We start from the raw sequence: 16025 nt of genomic DNA on the forward strand, positions 1-16025 counted from the left end.
TTTGTCCCGTGAGCGGCCTGCGGCGCCCTGTCCGTTTCGTTTTTGCGCTATCGCGTGTAACGCTTGCATGAATTTCGACAGGGAGAAATCCATGCCCGAATTGCCAGGTGCAGGAGTGAAACAGAACATCGGGCCGGGTCATCCGGGGTCGCGATTGCTGTCGGGCTTCGCTTTGATTTGTGCCGGGTTGAGCGGGTCAACGGGCGTCGTTATGTCGGCGGTCGCCGCACACGCCATCCAGGAAGAACTGATTTCCACGGCGGCCAACATGCTTCTGTTCCACGCCGGCGCCTTCGTTGCGATTGGAGCTTACTCCGCGCTTAGGCGCAGCTTCGTGCTTGCGCTCGGTTTCTTTCTTCTCGCTATCGGTTGCACGCTTTTCAGCGGCGATTTGTTGTTGAGGGCATTGGCTGGGATGCGTGCTTTTCCCAATGCCGCGCCAATTGGCGGATCGGCGATGATACTTGGCTGGACCGCCGTATTTTTCGCCGGTTTGGCGCATCTCTTTCGTCGCTAATTCCATAAGCGACGCATTGCAGCAGGCCGGTGTCGGATTCTGGCAAGATCGATAGCGCTTGGCGTTTCAAAACGACGGTTGGATTTGTGGTCACGTCCGAGCGAGAAGGGGCGTCAGCGCCAAATGAGCCGTTTCAATTTCTGGGAACTCGCCAAGAATGCGCTTTCCGCGCATGAGAACTGGGGCCGCCAGTGGCGCGCGCCCGAGCCCAAGGCCGAATATGACGTCGTCATAATCGGCGCGGGTGGTCATGGCCTTGCGACGGCCTATTACCTGGCCAAGGAGCATGGCGTTACAAATGTCGCTGTCCTTGAAAAGGGCTGGCTCGGCGGCGGCAATACCGGCCGTAACACCACGATCGTTCGCTCCAATTACCTCTGGGAAGAGAGTGAGGGGCTTTACGATCACGCCATGGATCTGTGGCAGGACCTATCGCAGGAGCTGAACTACAACATCATGTATTCCGCGCGCGGCGTGATGATGCTGGCGCATACGATCCACGACATTCAGGTGTTCAAGCGCCACGTCTATGCCAACCGTCTCGCGGGTGTACAGAACGAGTGGCTGACGGCGGAAGAGGCCAAGGAATATTGCCCGCCGCTCAATATCTCGAAAAACATGCGCTATCCGGTTCTGGGTGCCGCGCTCCAGCGCAAGGCAGGTGTCGCGCGTCATGATGCGGTGGCTTGGGGCTATGCGCGTGGGGCTGACAAATACGGCGTCGACATCATCCAGAATTGCGCGGTGACGGGCATTCGCCGCGGGGCCGATGGCGCCGTGGAAGGGGTGGAGACCTCGCGAGGCCTTATCCGCGCCAAACGGGTCGGCGTCGTTGCCGCCGGCCACACGACGACGGTGATGGATATGGCGGGCGTGCGCATGCCGCTCGAATCTTATCCCCTTCAGGCGCTCGTGTCGGAACCCGTGAAACCGTGCTTTCCTTGCGTTGTCATGTCGAACACGATCCATGCCTACATGTCGCAATCCGACAAGGGCGAACTCGTCATCGGCGCGGGCACGGACCAGTATATTTCCTACAGCCAGACGGGCGGCTTGCAGATTCCTGCCCATACGATCGAGGCGATCTGCGAACTTTTCCCCATGTTCCGGCGCATGCGTATGCTCAGGAACTGGGGCGGCACGGTGGATGTGACGCCGGACCGTTCGCCAATCATCGGCAAGACACCGGTTCCGGGCCTGTTCGTGAATTGCGGCTGGGGGACGGGCGGTTTCAAGGCGACGCCGGGCTCGGGCCATGTGTTCGCGCATACGCTTGCCAGGGGCGAACCGCATCCGATCAACGCCCCCTTCACGCTGGACCGGTTCCGTACCGGCCGGCTTATCGACGAGGCGGCAGCCGCCGCCGTGGCGCACTGAGGCCTGACCATGCTGCTGATTACCTGTCCTTATTGCGGCGTCGAGCGCCCTGAGATCGAATTCCGCTACGCAGGCGAAGCGCATATCGCGCGGCCTGCCGAACCGTCGAAGCTGACGGATGAGGAATGGGCGGAATATCTCTATATGCGCACAAATCCGAAGGGGCTCCTGGCCGAGCGCTGGCGCCATGCGCACGGCTGCGGGCGTTTCTTCAATGCGATCCGCGACACGGTCAGCGACAGGTTCGTGACCATCTACAAGATGGGCGAGGCGAAGCCCGATCTCGAACGGCTCGTCGTGGAGGCCGCCCAATGACGCAGGATTTCCGCACCTCCGCCGGCGGGCGGATCGACCGTTCTTCGCCGGTCGATTTCACCTTTGACGGCAAGGCCTATAGGGGCTTTGCGGGCGATACGCTTGCTTCCGCCTTGCTTGCCAACGGAATTCATCTCGTCGGGCGATCCTACAAGTATCACCGCCCGCGCGGCATCATCACCGCCGGTTCCGAAGAGCCGAATGCGCTTGTAGGCATCGCGCGCGAAAAGGGGCAGAACACGCCGAACCTGCGCGCGCCGCAGGTCGAGATCTATCAGGGCCTCAACGCGGAAAGCCAGAACCGCTATCCCTCGCTGTCTTTCGATGTCGGTGCGGTCAACGACTTGTTGTCGCCGCTCTTCGTGGCGGGTTTCTACTACAAGACGTTCATGTGGCCACGCTCGTTCTGGCAGAAGGTCTATGAACCCTTCATCCGCTCCGCGGCAGGCCTCGGCAAGGCGCCGACGGATCCGGACAAGGACCGTTATGCCAACCACTATGCTCATTGCGACGTGCTGGTGATTGGCTCCGGCCCCGCCGGCCTTGCCGCTGCCACCGCCGCCGCTCAATCCGGTGCGCGAGTGATCCTGTGCGACGAGCAGTCAGAGTTGGGCGGCTCGTTGTTGCATGACCGCACGTCCGCGGTCGACGGCAAACCCGCTGTCGACTGGGCGGCGGATGCGATCAGGGCGCTTTCCGAAAACGACAAGGTGACGTTGCTGCCGCGCACCACGGGCTTTGGCTATTACGCCCAGAACTTTGTGGCACTTGCCGAGCGCGTGACCGACCATCTCGCCAATCCAGACCCGCGTTTGCCGCGCGAGCGTCTTTGGCAGGTGAGGGCGAAGGAAGTTGTCATCGCCACCGGCGCTATCGAGCGTCCGCTCGTCTTCCCGGAAAACGACCGCCCCGGCGTCATGATGGCCGAGGCGGGCCGCATTTATCTCAATCGCTACGGGGCGATGGCCGGAAAGCGCGTCGTGATCGCAACCGCCTGCGATACCGCCTATCGCACGGCCGTGGACCTGAAGGCTGCAGGTGTCGACGTCGCAGTAATCGCCGATCTTCGGCCCGACCCGGCGGGCGTGCATGTGGATGCCGCGCGTTCCGCGGGAATCCGTATCGAAGGAGCCTGTGTTGTCACCGGAACCAAGGGGCGGCTCAGGGTCAAATCCGCCCGTCTTGGCCGCATCAGGCCCGACGGGTCTGTAACGGCGATGGGCGAAGAGGCCTGTGACAGTCTGCTGATGTCCGGTGGCTGGACGCCGAACGTGAGCCTCTATTCCCAGTCGCGCGGCAAGGTCGCCTGGGACGAGGACGCTGGCGCCTATCTTCCCGGGGCTTCCGTTCAGCATGAGCGCTCGGCCGGAAGCTGCCATGGGGTTTTCGGGCTTCAGGCTGTCCTTGAGGATGGTTATGCCGCGGGCGAAAACGCGGCGCGAGCGGTCACAAGCGCGGCGAAACGGCCCAAAGTGCCCGCAGTGACAGGCGGCGAAGAAGGCGCCGGAGGCACGCTCGGCGCGCTGCCGCACGACCGCGATCCCGCACGCGTGCGCGCCTTCATCGATTTCCAGAACGACGTGACCGCAAAGGACGTGAAGCTTGCGGTTCGCGAGGGCTTCCACTCCATCGAACATATCAAGCGCTACACGACGACGGGCATGGCGACCGACCAGGGCCGGCTATCGAACATGAATGCGCTATCGGTCGCCTCGAAAACGCTTGAAAAGCCCATCCCGCAGGTGGGGCTCACGACGTTCCGCCAGCCCTATACGCCGGTCACCTTCGGCACGTTTGCCACGACCGCGCGCGGCGAGGCGTTCGACCCGGTCAGGCGCACGCCGATGCATGACTGGGCGGTGGAGAAAGGCGCCGAGTTCGAGGACGTAAGCCTTTGGAAACGCGCATGGTATTTCCCGAAGCCTGGCGAGAGCATGCATGACGCGGTGGCGCGCGAATGTGCGACGGTGCGCGAGAGCGTCGGCATTTTCGATGCCACGACCCTGGGCAAGATCGAGGTTGTCGGCCCGGATGCGGCGGAATTCCTGAACCGGGTCTATACCAACCCGTTCCTGAAGCTGGGTGTGGGGCGGTTGCGCTACGGCATCATGCTGAACGAGGCAGGTTTCATCATGGATGACGGTGTCGTCGGGCGGATCGCAGAAGAGCGCTTCCACGTGACGACGACGACGGGTGGGGCGCCGCGCGTTCTTGCCCATCTTGAGGACTATCTGCAGACGGAATGGCCGGATCTCAATGTCTGGCTGACGTCGACCACCGAGCAGTGGGCGGTGATCGCGGTGCAAGGTCCGAAGGCGCGTGACGTGATTGCGCCGCTGGTGGAAGGCATTGATCTTTCAACCGAATCCATGCCGCACATGAGCGTGCGCGAAGGGAAGATCTGCGGTGTGCCGACACGGCTTTTCCGCATGAGCTTCACTGGCGAGGCGGGGTATGAGATCAACGTGCCGGCCTCCAGGGGGCGCGAAGTATGGGACGCGGTCTGGAACAACGTCGAGGCTGTGGGCGGTGCGCCTTATGGAACGGAAACAATGCACGTTCTGCGCGCCGAAAAAGGTTACATCATCGTCGGTCAGGAAACCGACGGAACGGTGGTGCCTGACGATGTCGGGATGGACTGGGCCGTCGGCAAGAAGAAGGCCGATTTCATCGGCATGCGCTCGCTGGCGCGCCCGGATATCGTGGTGGCAGGACGCAAGCAACTCGTCGGCGTCCTGACAAATGATCCAAAGGTAATCCTTGAAGAAGGGGCGCAGGTGACGGCGGAAGCTTCGCCCGCGCTGAAAACCCCTGCACTGGGGTATGTGACATCTTCCTATTATTCGTCCGCTCTCGGCCGGTCCATGGCGCTTGCCATGATCGCGGACGGGCGCGGCCGGATGGGCGATACGCTGTATGTCTCGACGGCCGAAGGCGCTGTCGCCGTGGAAATAGTATCTCCGGTATTTTACGACGCCGAAGGGGGAAAACAGGTTGCCTGAGAAATCCGTTTATTCCGCGAACGCGCATCTGTCCCCGATCGTCGTCACCTCGAACGTGCGGGTTGAGGAGGCGGCGCCGCTCGTCCGTCTTTCCCTCAGGGGAGGGGAAGCTGCGGCTTCTCACGCAGGGGCAAGCATTGGCGCGCCGCTTCCGCTTGAGCCGCTGACCTCTACCATGGCTGACAAGGCGGCGGCATTCTGGCTTGGGCCGGATGAATGGCAGATTGCGATCCAGGAAGGTGACGCAACGGCTGTTTTCGAGCGCGTCGAAACCGCGATGGCTGATACGCCGCATTCGCTCGTCGACGTGAGCGAGCGCAACCGCGCGCTCATCATCTCGGGGCCGAAGGCGGCGTGGCTGCTGAACTCGCAGATTTTCCTCGATTTCGATGAGGCGGTATTTCCCGTCGGAATGGTCACCCGGACGCTCTTCGGCAAGGCGGACATCATGCTGTGGCGCCAATCCGAAGACATTTTCGTGCTCGAAGCGTGGCGTTCTTTCATGCCTTACGTGATCGAACTGCTCCAGGAAGCCTCAAGGGAGCTTGAAGCGGCCTGAGGGCCGCCCGAAGTTTCTTTCCCGGTCAAGCCAGTTCAGGCCACCTTGAGCCCCCGCTTTTCCAGAAGTGGGCCGACGTCGGGCAGGCGGCCTCGGAAATTCACGTAAGCGTCCGCCGGATCTTGCCTGCCGCCGGCGGAATAGATGAAATCCTTGAGCTTGCCGGCGGTTTCGGCGTCGAAAATGTCGCCTTTTTCCTCGAATGCGGTGAAGGCGTCCGCGTCCATCACCTCCGACCACATATAGCTGTAATAGCCTGAGGAATAGCCGTCGCCTGAGAACACATGGGCGAAATGCGTCGGCCGGTGGCGCATGATGATTTCGTCGGGCATGCCAATGCGGCCAAGCGTTTCCTTTTCAAGATCGCCGATCTCGACATCGTCGAAATTCTCGCGCGCATGGACATCGAGATCGTAAATGGCGGAAGCCAGATATTCGACAGTCGCGAAACCCTGGTTGAAGTTGCGCGCGGCAAGGAGTCGGTCGAGCAATTCCTTCGGCATCGGCTTGCCCGTCCTGTAGTGGACGGCGTATTTCGACAGCACCTCCGGCTCCGAAAGCCAATGCTCGTAAAGCTGGGAAGGGAGCTCCACGAAATCGCGGGCGACCGACGTGCCCGAAATGATCGGGTAGGTAACGTCGGAAAGAAGGCCGTGGAGCGCATGGCCGAATTCATGAAAGAGAGTGCGAGCGTCATCGAAGGTGAGAAGCGCGGGCTCGCCGGCCCCGCCCTTGGCGAAATTCATCACGTTGACGACGATCGGACGGATTTCTCCGTCGAGCTTGTGCTGGCGGCGATAAACGCTCATCCAGGCGCCGCTGCGCTTGGAAGCGCGGTTGAAATAATCGCCCAGGAACAGGCCGACGTGATTGCCGTCCCCATCGGTAACCTCGAAGGCTCGCACATCCGGATGATAGACCGGAAGGCCCTTCTTTTCCTCGAATTTCAGGCCGAAAAGCCTGCCCGCCGTGTCGAAGGCCGCCTGGATGATGTTTTCAAGCTGGAGGTACGGCTTCAGTTCCGTCTCATCGAGATCGTGCTCGGCCTTGCGCCGCTTTTCCGCGTAGTAACGCCAGTCCCAGGGTGCGATTCCTGCATTATCGCCCTCGCTTCTGGCGATACTGGCGAGCGCCTCGGCTTCGCTGCGGGCCGCTTCCGCCGCAGGCGACCAGACCCCCTCCAGAAGTTCGCGCACGGCAGCCGGCGTCTTCGCCATCGTGTCGTCAAGCTTGAATTCCGCGAAAGTGCCGAAGCCAAGAAGGTTCGCCCGTTCCTTCCGCAATTTCAGCGTCTTGGCGATGATCTCGCGATTGTCGGACGTATCGCCGTTTTCTCCCCGGCTCGCCCAGGCGCGGAATGCCTGCTCGCGAAGGTCCCGGCGCGAGGAAAACTGAAGGAAAGGCTCGATCAGCGAGCGCGACAGCGTGATTGCGTGTTTGCCCTGCGCACCGCGCTCGGCAGCGGCTGCCCCCGCCGAAGCGCGCAGAAAATCGGGCAGGCCGGCCAATTCATCCTCGCCTTCCAGAAAGAGCGCATAATTGGCCTCGTCAGCCAGAACGTTCTGGGAGAATGCCGTGCCAAGCTCCGCAAGCGACTGCGAAATTTCCGCCATACGCGCCTTGGCATCGTCATTGAGCGCGGCACCTGCGCGCACGAAGGCGGTGTGGTATCGCTCAAGCACACGGGCATCTTCCGGCGAAAGATCGATATCGTCGCGATTTTCCCATAAGCTCGCTACACGAGCGTAGAGCGCTGAATTCAGCATCGTCTCGCTGTGGTGCCGCGACAGCTTCGGCGCCATCTCGCGCTCGATCTCCTGAAGCGCGGGCGAGGTGTTTGCGCCGGACAAATTGAAGAAGACGGTTGCTACCTTCGTGAGCGCCTTTCCGCTCTTTTCAAGCGCGACGATCGTGTTGTCGAACGTCGGCGCGTCGGCTTGGCCGGCGATCGCATCGATCTCCACGCGCGCCTCTTTCAACGCAATGTCGAAGGCTTCGCGGAAATGGGAGGCATCGATATTGCCAAATGGTGGCAGTTCGAACGGCGTGGACCATTCTGCGAGGAGCGGATTTTGAGTGTCGGTCATGACATTGTTACTCGATTTTTTGGATGACGATCGCGAAAACCGGAAGGACGTTCGGTTGGGTTCGGCTCAATATGGGGTGCGATTTGGCTCATAGCCAGTCCTAACAGGCTGGTCGAACCTAGCCGTAATTCTCTCTTTGAATACTGACGATTAGATCCGCCAAAGCGGTTTCCCGACCGGACCTGGATATCAACGAATGAAGTTCATCACGGTGGATACGGCCGCGAGCCCGAAGCTTGAGCGGCTCATGCGTTCGTGCCGGCATCACGCTATCCCGCTGGAAGTGATCGGCGAGGGGCGCCCTTACCCGGGGCACGGTGCGAAGATCGAATATGTGATCGAGTATCTTTCGGCTCAGGACCCGGACGAGGTCGTCATGTACGTCGACGGCTATGACGTTGTCTTGCTGGCGAACAGCGAGGAAATCGAGCGCAAGTTCCGCGAGTTTGGCCATCCCTTCGTGTTTTCGACGGAGCAGAATTGCAACGTCAACGGAGGCCTGTTCGCAAGATTTCCGGTCTGGTTCCGCTATCCGAAGGGAAAAAGGCCGTATCGGTTCATCAATGCCGGCACCTTTATCGGCAAGGCCGGGTACATGCGCGATCTCCTGCAGAGGCTCGACGCCGCGCTGGCACCTTCCGACCAGACGGTGATCAACCAGTATTATGTGCATCATCCGGCGGAACTGGCGCTGGACCACGATCATGAAATTTTCACCTGCACGGCCGGGCGAACTGGTCTGGAAGACGAGGATTACCGGGTCGAGAACGGGCGGCTGCTTAACGTGGTCACGAACACCTTTCCTTGCGTTCTGCATTGCCCGGGCAAGAATTTCATAGGGCTGGAAAAGATCGTCTCGAAACTGGCGATCGCCGGGGCGCCTTACAAGGCGGGCGTGGAGGAGGGGCGGAAATACCGCAAGAGCCGGCGGATGAACCGCATCAATGCACGGCTTCTGCCCGACAACTTCCTGTTCCATCTGATGCTTGACGGCATTCTCTCCATTTTTGGCGTTGTTGCCCTTGTTGCCGCGTCGAAGGCCGCTGCCAACGCGATTATGTGAGGCGTGAGGAGTGCTTCGGCAGGCGGATTGCGCCTTGCTGGACCGGCAATTCGCGGTGTTCGGCCCAATAAATCGTTCGGCGCGCTTCGCGATCCTTTGCAGGTTTCCGATTGGGCGCACTTCTTGCGTACATTCTTGGCGTGTTCTTACGTATGGTTTTTTGAATTCTAATTTTATTCAATAGCTTGGTGTATATGCAATTCATGAAACTTCGGGTTTGAAGTGCAAATTGTTTCTTGTTTTATTCGGATTCCTCTATGTCGTTTTCGGCGCTTCCATCTCGAAAAAGCGTCTCCCGAACAAATCCGGATCCGAAAGCATGAAATTCATCACGGTAGACACGGCCGCGAGCCCGAAACTGGAGCGGCTCATGCGATCGTGCCGGCATCACGAAATTCCGCTCGAGGTGATCGGGGAGGGGTGCCCCTATCCGGGGCACGGCGCGAAGATAAAATATGTGATCGAGTATCTCTCGGCGCAGGAACCGGACGAGATCGTGATGTTCGTCGACGGATACGATGTGGTCTTCCTGACGGGCGGCGGCGAAATCGAACGCAAATTCACTGCCTCCGGCCACCCCTTGGTGTTTTCGACGGAGCAGAATTGCAACGTCAATGGCGGGTTTTTCACAAGATTTCCGGTCTGGTTCCGATATCCGAAGGGGAAAAGGCCGTATCGCTTCATCAATTCCGGCACCTACATCGGCAGGGCCGGATATATGCGCGATTTCCTGCGGCGGGCCGATGTGCCGCTGACCGCATCCGACCAGACAGTGATCAACCGGTATTTCGTCGACCACCCGGCGGAACTCTCGCTCGACTGCGATCAGGAAATATTCACCTGCACCGCCGGAAGAACGGGGCTGGAGGAAGAGGACTACCGCGTTGAAGAGGGGCGGCTGCGCAATATCCTCACCAACAGTCTTCCTTGCGTCCTGCATTGTCCGGGAAAGAATTACATCGGCCTCGAAAAGCTCGTCTCCAAATTGCCGATCGCCGGAGCGCCCTACAAGCCGACAGCGGAAGAGGAACGCAAATATCGCAAAAGCCGGTTCATGAACCGCATCACCGCGCGCGTCCTGCCGGACAACTTCCTGTTCCACCTGATCCTCGACAGCCTGCTCATTGCGCTTGGTATTATTGCCCTGATTGCCGTTGTGGTGGCTTTCCTCGGAATGTAGGGGCGCGAGGAAATCGGCGCATTATCAATATCTTGATCATATCCTTGTCGCCAATTCCGGCTCGAATTTCGCGGAGTAGGCCCTGGACGAAGCGGTTTCATCGAATTTTACGTTGCCGCTTTAACAATGCTTAAGTCGGGGAGTAGAGGATGCTCCCATGTCCGCTCTCGATACCTCTCTTTCCGGCCTGCACGACGCCTCCGTACGCTTTGCGGATGCGGCGGGCCGTATCGTTCAATCCGGCGCTCAGGAAGTGCCCGCCTTGTCCCGGAACGTGAGGGAGAGGGGCGCGCAGGAGACCGGAGCGGCCGCGCCGACGCGCAGTGCGGATCCACTTTCAAGCGATACGACGGCGGCGCTCGTCGACCTCATCCAGTCCGAGCAGGCCTTCAAGGTGAACGCGGCTGTCGCCGGCAAGGTTTCCGATCTTTACAAGGAAACGCTGAATATCCTCGGGCAGACGCAGGAACGCTGACGACATCCGCATCAGTTCACCGCCGGGGGGCCATCTTCCTTCGGGCGTGACAGGATCATCACCCAGAAATTTTGCCACTTTCCGTCCGAACGCTTCGTACGCGCCAAGCCGATGCGCGTGACATAAGGGTTGAGCAGGTTCTTGTCGTGATCCTTCGAGCCCTTCCACCCGGCAAGGGCGGCGTCGAAATCACGGTAGCCCGCGCCAAGGTTTTCAGCGCCCGCGTAATTCTCATAGCCCGACCCGTCAAGCCGTCGCGCAAGGCCGGACGCGCTGTGCGCGCGTACGTTCATGCTGTCGCGCTGGGCGATCAGATGCGCCATTTCCTTCGAAACCTCGTTCAGGCGAGGGTCGAGAGAAAGGGCATGCAGCCCGCGCGACGAGCGATAGGCGTTGACCTTGGCAAGGGCGGCGGACCTGTCGACAGGAACGTCGACGACATCGGCATCGCCACCGGGGCCGAAGGACGCGCATGCCGAAAGGAACATGCCCGCCATCGCGAGCGATACGAGGGCTCCGGCTCGGAGTTTGCGACGCATTCGAGGGGCGTGACGTTCTTTCGGCTGCAAGGCAGGCATCTCCGATGAAAATCGGCCTCCCGTCATTCCACCCCCTCGTCGAAGATGAAGGGAAAGGGGCCGGGAAAGCTTTCGATATAAGCAAGATGCGTCACAAGCCCTGAATCCTTGGTGAAATGATGGAGAAAAAAGGCCGGCGGCTCCATGACGAACTCTGGCGGCGCTTTTTCGCCGAGATCGAGCACGACCTGATGCGCCGTGCTTGGGGCAAGCGCGAGGACGGTTCCGGCGAAACCGGCGACGATCGACCGGTGAACATGGCCGCAGATGACCCGCTCGACATGGGAGTGCTTCGAGACGACGGCAGCGAGCGCTTGCCCGTCGATCAGCGCGATCGCGTCCATATGGCGGATGCCGAGAGCGCAAGGTGGATGATGCAGCGCGACGATCGTCGGCCTCGCAGATTCTCCAAGCGTGCGGTCCAGCCAGGCGACCTGCTGTTCCCCCAACTCGCCATGGGGCGCGCCCGGCACCGAACTGTCGAGAGCGACAAGTCGAAGCGCGCCGATATCCACCGCGTAATGCATCTTGTCCGCCGATCCACTATCGACACAGGAAAAGCCGGAGAGACCGGCGCGCATCCGCGGCGTGAGATCATGATTGCCCGGCATCACGTAGACGGGAGCGCGAAGCCTTGAAAGAAGCGCATGTACGTTCGCATATTCGCGCTCTCCCGCCTCGTCGGCGAGATCGCCCGTGACGACAACCGCATCGGGCTGCGGGTCGAGGGCATTCAAAACCCGCACCGCGCGTTCGGCGAGCATGTTCGTTTCACTTACTCTGCGGCAAGCCAGGCCATTCGGCCGGATGTGCAGGTCCGTGATCTGCGCGATCAGCGTCATGGGCGGCCTCCGGTAGATCGAGCGCGTGTTCGCTCCTTGTCGCCCATTTACGCTTCCGGCGAAAGCGATGTGACATCCCGTTTCAATGTTATGTCCGCTACAAGTGCCGCAGGGGAATCCGTGTGGGAAATGCGCAATTGCCGCTGGGAAAGAGGCGAATTCTTGTAAGACGCGATGATTTGTCGCCTAGTGCTGATTGAGCATATGAGCTGAATAGCCTTAAAATGCATTCAATGATGGGAATTCATAGCCCGGCATGAGCGAAGTCTCCCTTTCGGCAAGACATGCTACCGCATCGGAAGGTGCGGGACGGCTGCCGCTGTGGCTGCGGATACTGGGCGTTCGGTTGCTCGCACCTGCAGCACTCGCGATCCTCTCCATCGTCATGTTCGTGCCCGGCGTGTTCCAAGTGCCGCCGCTCGACCGGGACGAGCCGCGCTTCGCGCAAGCCTCTAAACAAATGGCCGAGACGGGCGACTTCGTGGACATCCGCTTTCAGGACGAGGCCCGTCACAAGAAACCCGCCGGGATCTATTGGCTGCAGGCGGCCGCCGTGGAGGCGAGCGGGTTCGGCGACGAGGCGCCGATATGGGTCTACCGCCTGCCGTCGCAGATCGCGGCGGTTTTGAGCGTATTGCTGGTCTATTGGGCCGCGCGGGCGTTCGTTTCGCCGCAGGCGGCCTTCGTTGCCGGCGTGTTTGCCGCGATCACCATCATTCTCGGGGTCGAGGCGCGGATCGCCAAGACCGACGCGACGCTGCTGGCAACGATCCTGGCGGCACAAGGCGCGCTGGCGCGCCTGTGGCTGAACGGCCGCGCGGCAAGGCGATGGGGATGGATATTCATCTTCTGGACGGCACTGGGCGTCAGCGTCCTCGTCAAGGGTCCCGTCGGGCCGATGGTCGCCGGCCTGACGATTGCCTCGCTGTGCGTCGTTCGCCGCGAGGTCGCCTGGCTGAAGGCCCTGGCGCCCCTGCCGGGGATCGCCTGGTTCGCACTTGTCGTGGCGCCATGGTTCGTCGCGATCCATCTCGCGACCGACGGCGCCTTCTTCAACGAAGCGGTCGGCAAGGATTTCGTGGGGAAAATAGGCGCCGGACAGGAAAGTCATGGCGCACCGCCGCTTACGCATCTTGCGGCGATGTTCGCGACGTTCTGGCCGTTACCCGCTTTTCTCATTCTCGCAATCGGCGCGATCAGGCGCCGACTGAGCTCGGACGTTGTGCTTTTCACACTCGCCTGGGTGCTGCCTTCCTGGGTGGTGTTCGAACTTGTGGCAACGAAGCTGCCGCATTACACCTTGCCGCTGCTGCCGGCGCTTTCAATCCTTACGGCGGCGGCCCTCGTGGAAGGGTCGCGGCGTGAGGCGGGACGGATTTCGCGGTGGGCGGCGGCGGCCGTCTATTTCGTTCCGGCTTTCGGGCTTGCCGCCGCGAATTTTGCCGTGCCCGTCGCTCTTGGTCTATGGCCATCGCCGCCAGGGGCCGTGCTTGCCATCATCGGTTTCGTCGCGGCCTTTGCCGCCACCCGGCAATTCGCCGCCGGCAGGGCGCTTTACGCCTTGGCACCCGCAGTCGGGGCATCGGCGCTGATATTCGCCGGTACCTGGGCCTTCACCATGCCCACGCTAGACCCGCTCTGGATCAGCCCCCGGTTGGCGGCCGCCGTCAAAGACAGCGCGCCTTGCCCCGATCCGCTGGTTGCAAGCGCCGGGTTCAACGAACCGAGCTATGTTTTCCTGCAAGGTACGGACACCCTCCTGACAGATGCCGCAGGGGCGGCAAACCATCTGGCCGGGGAAACGAACGAAAGATGCCGCATCGCCGTCGTCGAACGGCGGCGCGAGGCCGGCTTTCTGAAGGCGCTTTCGGCGGAGGGCATTTCGGCGGAAGAGGTCGGCCGGGTGAGCGGCATCAACATCAATGGCGGAGATCGGCTCGATATCGGCGTCTACCGGCGAGGGAGCGAGCAGGATGGTTGACGCAAGCCACCCCGCTCCTGCGCGCGCAAGCAGGGCCATGGCGGCCCTGAAGGCGCGGTGGCGCCTTGCGATGGGCAACATACGCAAGATCGCAATCTTGCTGGAAACGCGGAACCGGCGCGTCAGGCGCAAAAAGTGCCCGGTGAAGCCGGGCCAGCGTCCGCAGGACATCCTGGCCATGCTGCTGCTTACCGTCGGAATCGCAATCGTTGCGCTGGATATACCGACGTCTCCATGGATCCACTCGCTGCCGCACGAGTACATAAGCTTTTTCAGTTCCTTTACCGACCTCGGCAAGGCGGACTGGATGCTTTGGGGCACGGGGATCTACTGTCTTTTGATGCTCGCCCTCGACTGGGAGCAAATGAGCAGGCGGGTTCGCATGGCGGCCGTTGCGAGCTGGATCTACTGCGCGTTCGTCTTCACCGCCGTTGCCAGCAGCGGCCTGATCGCGCTGGTTCTGAAATGGACGCTCGGACGGGCCCGGCCAAAGTATGTCGAGCTGTTCGGGCCGGTCGATTTCCAGCTTTTCGCGTTCAAACTGTCGCACACCAGTTTTCCCTCCGGGCATTCAACGACGATTGCGGCGTTCGCGACCGCGCTCGCCCTCATTTTTCCGGCCTGGAGCCTGTTGATCATTGTCTGCGGCTTCTGGATCGCCTGCAGCCGCATTATGGTCGGCGCGCATTATCCCAGCGACGTTATCGCGGGCACGCTGATCGGCATCGTCGTCACCTTCGCGATCGCGCGGTGGATGGCGCGCCGGCACATCGGCTTCATCCTCGCAGGCGGCGGCCACATCCGCCCGATCTTCGGTTCGACGAGCGCAGGCGCATATCTGAGGCGGCTGGTACGTTCCGGTTTCCGCCGCGGCGAACCGGCGCATACGACATCCCGTTCTTCCGCCGACGATGCTACTCAGGATGAAAGCGGGTCATGAACATCAAGGCCATGTCGCAGGAAAGTGCCCCAACCCCGGACGTGAGTGTCGCCGTCCCGGCGAAGGATGAGGCCGAAAACCTGCCGAAGCTGCTCGACGAGATCGCCGGGGCCCTTTCGGACCGGCGCTTCGAGGTGATCGTCGTCGATGACGGATCGCAGGACGGCACCGTCGAGACCCTTCGCGCCTATGCGGCCGGGCATCCGTGGCTCAGGGCCTTGCGGCATGCCGAGGCCTGCGGCCAGAGCGCAGCCATACATTCCGCCTTGCATGCCGCAAGAGGACGCTATGTGGTCACCATCGACGGCGACGGGCAGAACGATCCCGCCTTCATCCCCGCGCTGCTGGAAGCGCTGGAGAGTGCGGGCCCCAAGGCCGGCCTTGCCGCGGGCCAGCGCCTTGGGCGCAAGGCAAGCCCGCTGAAGCGATGGTCGTCGCGCTTCGCCAACGGCTTGCGCCGGAGCGTCCTGCGCGACGATACGCGTGATTCCGGGTGCGGGCTCAAGGCTTTGCGACGTGAAGTCTTCCTTAGGCTGCCGTATTTCGACAGTTGGCACCGCTTCCTGCCCGTGCTTGTCCTTCGCGAGGGATACCAGGTCGTGCATGTGGACGTGGTGGACCGGGAACGGCTGCACGGCAAATCGAAATACGGCATTGTCGATCGCGCGCTTGTCGGTGCGCTCGACCTCCTGGGGGTATGGTGGCTGAGGCGAAGACGGCGAAGTTTGCCGGATATCCGGCCCATCGCCGACCCGGCCGCCAACTCCATGGAGACGGGGGGATGATCGGCGAGCTTCTGCAATGGCTTCATACCGTATTCGTCGAGCGGTTCGACGGATGGGTGGTGCTCGGATTCGTGGCGCAATTCATGTTCATGATGCGCTTCGTGGTGCAATGGATCGCATCGGAACGGGTGGGCCGATCCATAGTGCCGGTAGCCTTCTGGTTCTTTTCCATCGGCGGCGGCATCCTGCTGCTGATCTATTCGATCAGGCAGCAGGACCCGGTATTCATCGCGGGACAGTCCCTTGGCCTGACGATCTATTTGCGAAATCTCTGGCTTATTTTCCGTGAGAAACGGCGCGATCCTGCAATCTGACGGGAACTGC

Annotated in this window: 15 protein-coding genes; 12 read left to right on the forward strand and 3 right to left on the reverse strand. The window is 61.3% G+C overall.

The annotated features are described in order from the left end of the window. The first annotated feature begins 91 nt into the window (after positions 1-91). From GR183_RS05060 to GR183_RS05080, 5 genes are all read left to right on the forward strand, one after another. Positions 92-517 (forward strand): DUF423 domain-containing protein, encoded by a 426-nt coding sequence (locus GR183_RS05060; protein ID WP_160774508.1) that lies wholly within the window; start codon positions 92-94, stop codon positions 515-517. Positions 518-640: 123 nt separating this feature from the next. After that, on the forward strand, positions 641-1894 hold the full coding sequence (locus GR183_RS05065) for a sarcosine oxidase subunit beta family protein (RefSeq protein WP_160774509.1): 1254 nt from the start codon (positions 641-643) through the stop codon (positions 1892-1894). Positions 1895-1903: 9 nt separating this feature from the next. After that, entirely contained in the window at positions 1904-2209 is a 306-nt protein-coding gene (locus GR183_RS05070) for a sarcosine oxidase subunit delta (protein ID WP_160774510.1), read from the forward strand. After that, positions 2206-5211 (forward strand): sarcosine oxidase subunit alpha family protein, encoded by a 3006-nt coding sequence (locus tag GR183_RS05075; RefSeq protein ID WP_160774511.1) that lies wholly within the window; start codon positions 2206-2208, stop codon positions 5209-5211. The genes GR183_RS05070 and GR183_RS05075 overlap by 4 nt, the downstream gene beginning before the upstream one ends. Further along, the gene (locus tag GR183_RS05080; protein ID WP_160774512.1) at positions 5204-5770 is read left to right on the forward strand and encodes a sarcosine oxidase subunit gamma; all 567 of its coding nucleotides are present in this window, start codon (positions 5204-5206) and stop codon (positions 5768-5770) included. The genes GR183_RS05075 and GR183_RS05080 overlap by 8 nt, the downstream gene beginning before the upstream one ends. Positions 5771-5805: 35 nt before the next feature. On the opposite strand, the gene GR183_RS05085 is transcribed toward GR183_RS05080, so the two are convergent. Beyond that, positions 5806-7857, reverse strand: coding sequence for a M3 family metallopeptidase (locus GR183_RS05085; protein WP_160774513.1), 2052 nt, complete (start codon positions 7855-7857; stop codon positions 5806-5808). A 196-nt stretch (positions 7858-8053) separates the two neighbouring features. On the opposite strand from GR183_RS05085, the gene GR183_RS05090 reads away from it, so the two are divergent. The 3 genes from GR183_RS05090 to GR183_RS05100 all read left to right on the forward strand — a co-directional run bounded on the left by GR183_RS05090 (position 8054) and on the right by GR183_RS05100 (position 10575). Next, positions 8054-8920 (forward strand): glycosyltransferase domain-containing protein, encoded by an 867-nt coding sequence (locus tag GR183_RS05090; RefSeq protein WP_160774514.1) that lies wholly within the window; start codon positions 8054-8056, stop codon positions 8918-8920. Positions 8921-9239: 319 nt separating this feature from the next. Continuing rightward, positions 9240-10100: a glycosyltransferase domain-containing protein gene (locus GR183_RS05095; RefSeq protein WP_160774515.1), complete on the forward strand. Its 861-nt coding sequence runs from the start codon at positions 9240-9242 to the stop codon at positions 10098-10100. Between the two features lie 157 nt (positions 10101-10257). Continuing rightward, positions 10258-10575, forward strand: coding sequence for a hypothetical protein (locus GR183_RS05100; RefSeq protein WP_160774516.1), 318 nt, complete (start codon positions 10258-10260; stop codon positions 10573-10575). Between the two features lie 11 nt (positions 10576-10586). Here GR183_RS05100 and GR183_RS05105 read toward each other — a convergent pair whose 3' ends face one another. Together GR183_RS05105 and GR183_RS05110 are read right to left on the reverse strand one after the other, a co-directional pair. Beyond that, positions 10587-11114 carry a CAP domain-containing protein gene (locus GR183_RS05105; protein ID WP_160774517.1) on the reverse strand — a complete coding sequence of 176 codons (528 nt, stop codon included), beginning with the start codon at positions 11112-11114 and terminating at the stop codon, positions 10587-10589. A 62-nt stretch (positions 11115-11176) separates the two neighbouring features. After that, a complete protein-coding gene (locus tag GR183_RS05110) occupies positions 11177-11995 on the reverse strand; it encodes a phosphodiesterase (protein WP_160774518.1) in 819 nt (272 codons plus the stop codon). Positions 11996-12251: 256 nt separating this feature from the next. Here GR183_RS05110 and GR183_RS05115 point away from each other — a divergent pair, with 256 nt between their 5' ends. The 4 genes from GR183_RS05115 to GR183_RS05130 are packed head-to-tail and all read left to right on the forward strand — an operon-like array spanning position 12252 to position 16015. After that, on the forward strand, positions 12252-13976 hold the full coding sequence (locus GR183_RS05115) for an ArnT family glycosyltransferase (protein WP_160774519.1): 1725 nt from the start codon (positions 12252-12254) through the stop codon (positions 13974-13976). Further along, positions 13969-14916, forward strand: a complete 948-nt coding sequence (locus GR183_RS05120; protein WP_208999754.1) for a phosphatase PAP2 family protein — start codon at positions 13969-13971, stop codon at positions 14914-14916. Before GR183_RS05115 ends, GR183_RS05120 begins: the two co-directional genes overlap by 8 nt. Then, complete coding sequence (locus GR183_RS05125) at positions 14913-15701, forward strand: glycosyltransferase family 2 protein (protein WP_244313619.1); 789 nt, start codon at positions 14913-14915, stop codon at positions 15699-15701. The genes GR183_RS05120 and GR183_RS05125 overlap by 4 nt, the downstream gene beginning before the upstream one ends. After that, a complete protein-coding gene (locus GR183_RS05130; RefSeq protein WP_160774520.1) occupies positions 15698-16015 on the forward strand; it encodes a lipid-A-disaccharide synthase N-terminal domain-containing protein in 318 nt (105 codons plus the stop codon). Before GR183_RS05125 ends, GR183_RS05130 begins: the two co-directional genes overlap by 4 nt. Positions 16016-16025 lie beyond the last annotated feature (10 nt).

Origin of the sequence: Stappia sediminis, assembly GCF_009826895.1 — a bacterium.
GTDB lineage: Bacteria > Pseudomonadota > Alphaproteobacteria > Rhizobiales > Stappiaceae > Hongsoonwoonella > Hongsoonwoonella sediminis.

What these genes read in the sequence shown, in the direction of transcription:
- GR183_RS05060 (WP_160774508.1), top strand. Translation starts at nt 92, where the DNA reads ATGCCCGAATTGCCAGGTGCAGGAGTGAAACAGAACATCGGGCCGGGT.
- GR183_RS05065 (WP_160774509.1), top strand. Translation starts at nt 641, where the DNA reads ATGAGCCGTTTCAATTTCTGGGAACTCGCCAAGAATGCGCTTTCCGCG.
- GR183_RS05070 (WP_160774510.1), top strand. Translation starts at nt 1,904, where the DNA reads ATGCTGCTGATTACCTGTCCTTATTGCGGCGTCGAGCGCCCTGAGATC.
- GR183_RS05075 (WP_160774511.1), top strand. Translation starts at nt 2,206, where the DNA reads ATGACGCAGGATTTCCGCACCTCCGCCGGCGGGCGGATCGACCGTTCT.
- GR183_RS05085 (WP_160774513.1), bottom strand. Translation starts at nt 7,857, where the DNA reads ATGACCGACACTCAAAATCCGCTCCTCGCAGAATGGTCCACGCCGTTC.
- GR183_RS05090 (WP_160774514.1), top strand. Translation starts at nt 8,054, where the DNA reads ATGAAGTTCATCACGGTGGATACGGCCGCGAGCCCGAAGCTTGAGCGG.
- GR183_RS05095 (WP_160774515.1), top strand. Translation starts at nt 9,240, where the DNA reads ATGAAATTCATCACGGTAGACACGGCCGCGAGCCCGAAACTGGAGCGG.
- GR183_RS05100 (WP_160774516.1), top strand. Translation starts at nt 10,258, where the DNA reads ATGTCCGCTCTCGATACCTCTCTTTCCGGCCTGCACGACGCCTCCGTA.
- GR183_RS05105 (WP_160774517.1), bottom strand. Translation starts at nt 11,114, where the DNA reads ATGCGTCGCAAACTCCGAGCCGGAGCCCTCGTATCGCTCGCGATGGCG.
- GR183_RS05110 (WP_160774518.1), bottom strand. Translation starts at nt 11,995, where the DNA reads ATGACGCTGATCGCGCAGATCACGGACCTGCACATCCGGCCGAATGGC.
- GR183_RS05115 (WP_160774519.1), top strand. Translation starts at nt 12,252, where the DNA reads ATGAGCGAAGTCTCCCTTTCGGCAAGACATGCTACCGCATCGGAAGGT.
- GR183_RS05120 (WP_208999754.1), top strand. Translation starts at nt 13,969, where the DNA reads ATGGTTGACGCAAGCCACCCCGCTCCTGCGCGCGCAAGCAGGGCCATG.
- GR183_RS05125 (WP_244313619.1), top strand. Translation starts at nt 14,913, where the DNA reads ATGAACATCAAGGCCATGTCGCAGGAAAGTGCCCCAACCCCGGACGTG.
- GR183_RS05130 (WP_160774520.1), top strand. Translation starts at nt 15,698, where the DNA reads ATGATCGGCGAGCTTCTGCAATGGCTTCATACCGTATTCGTCGAGCGG.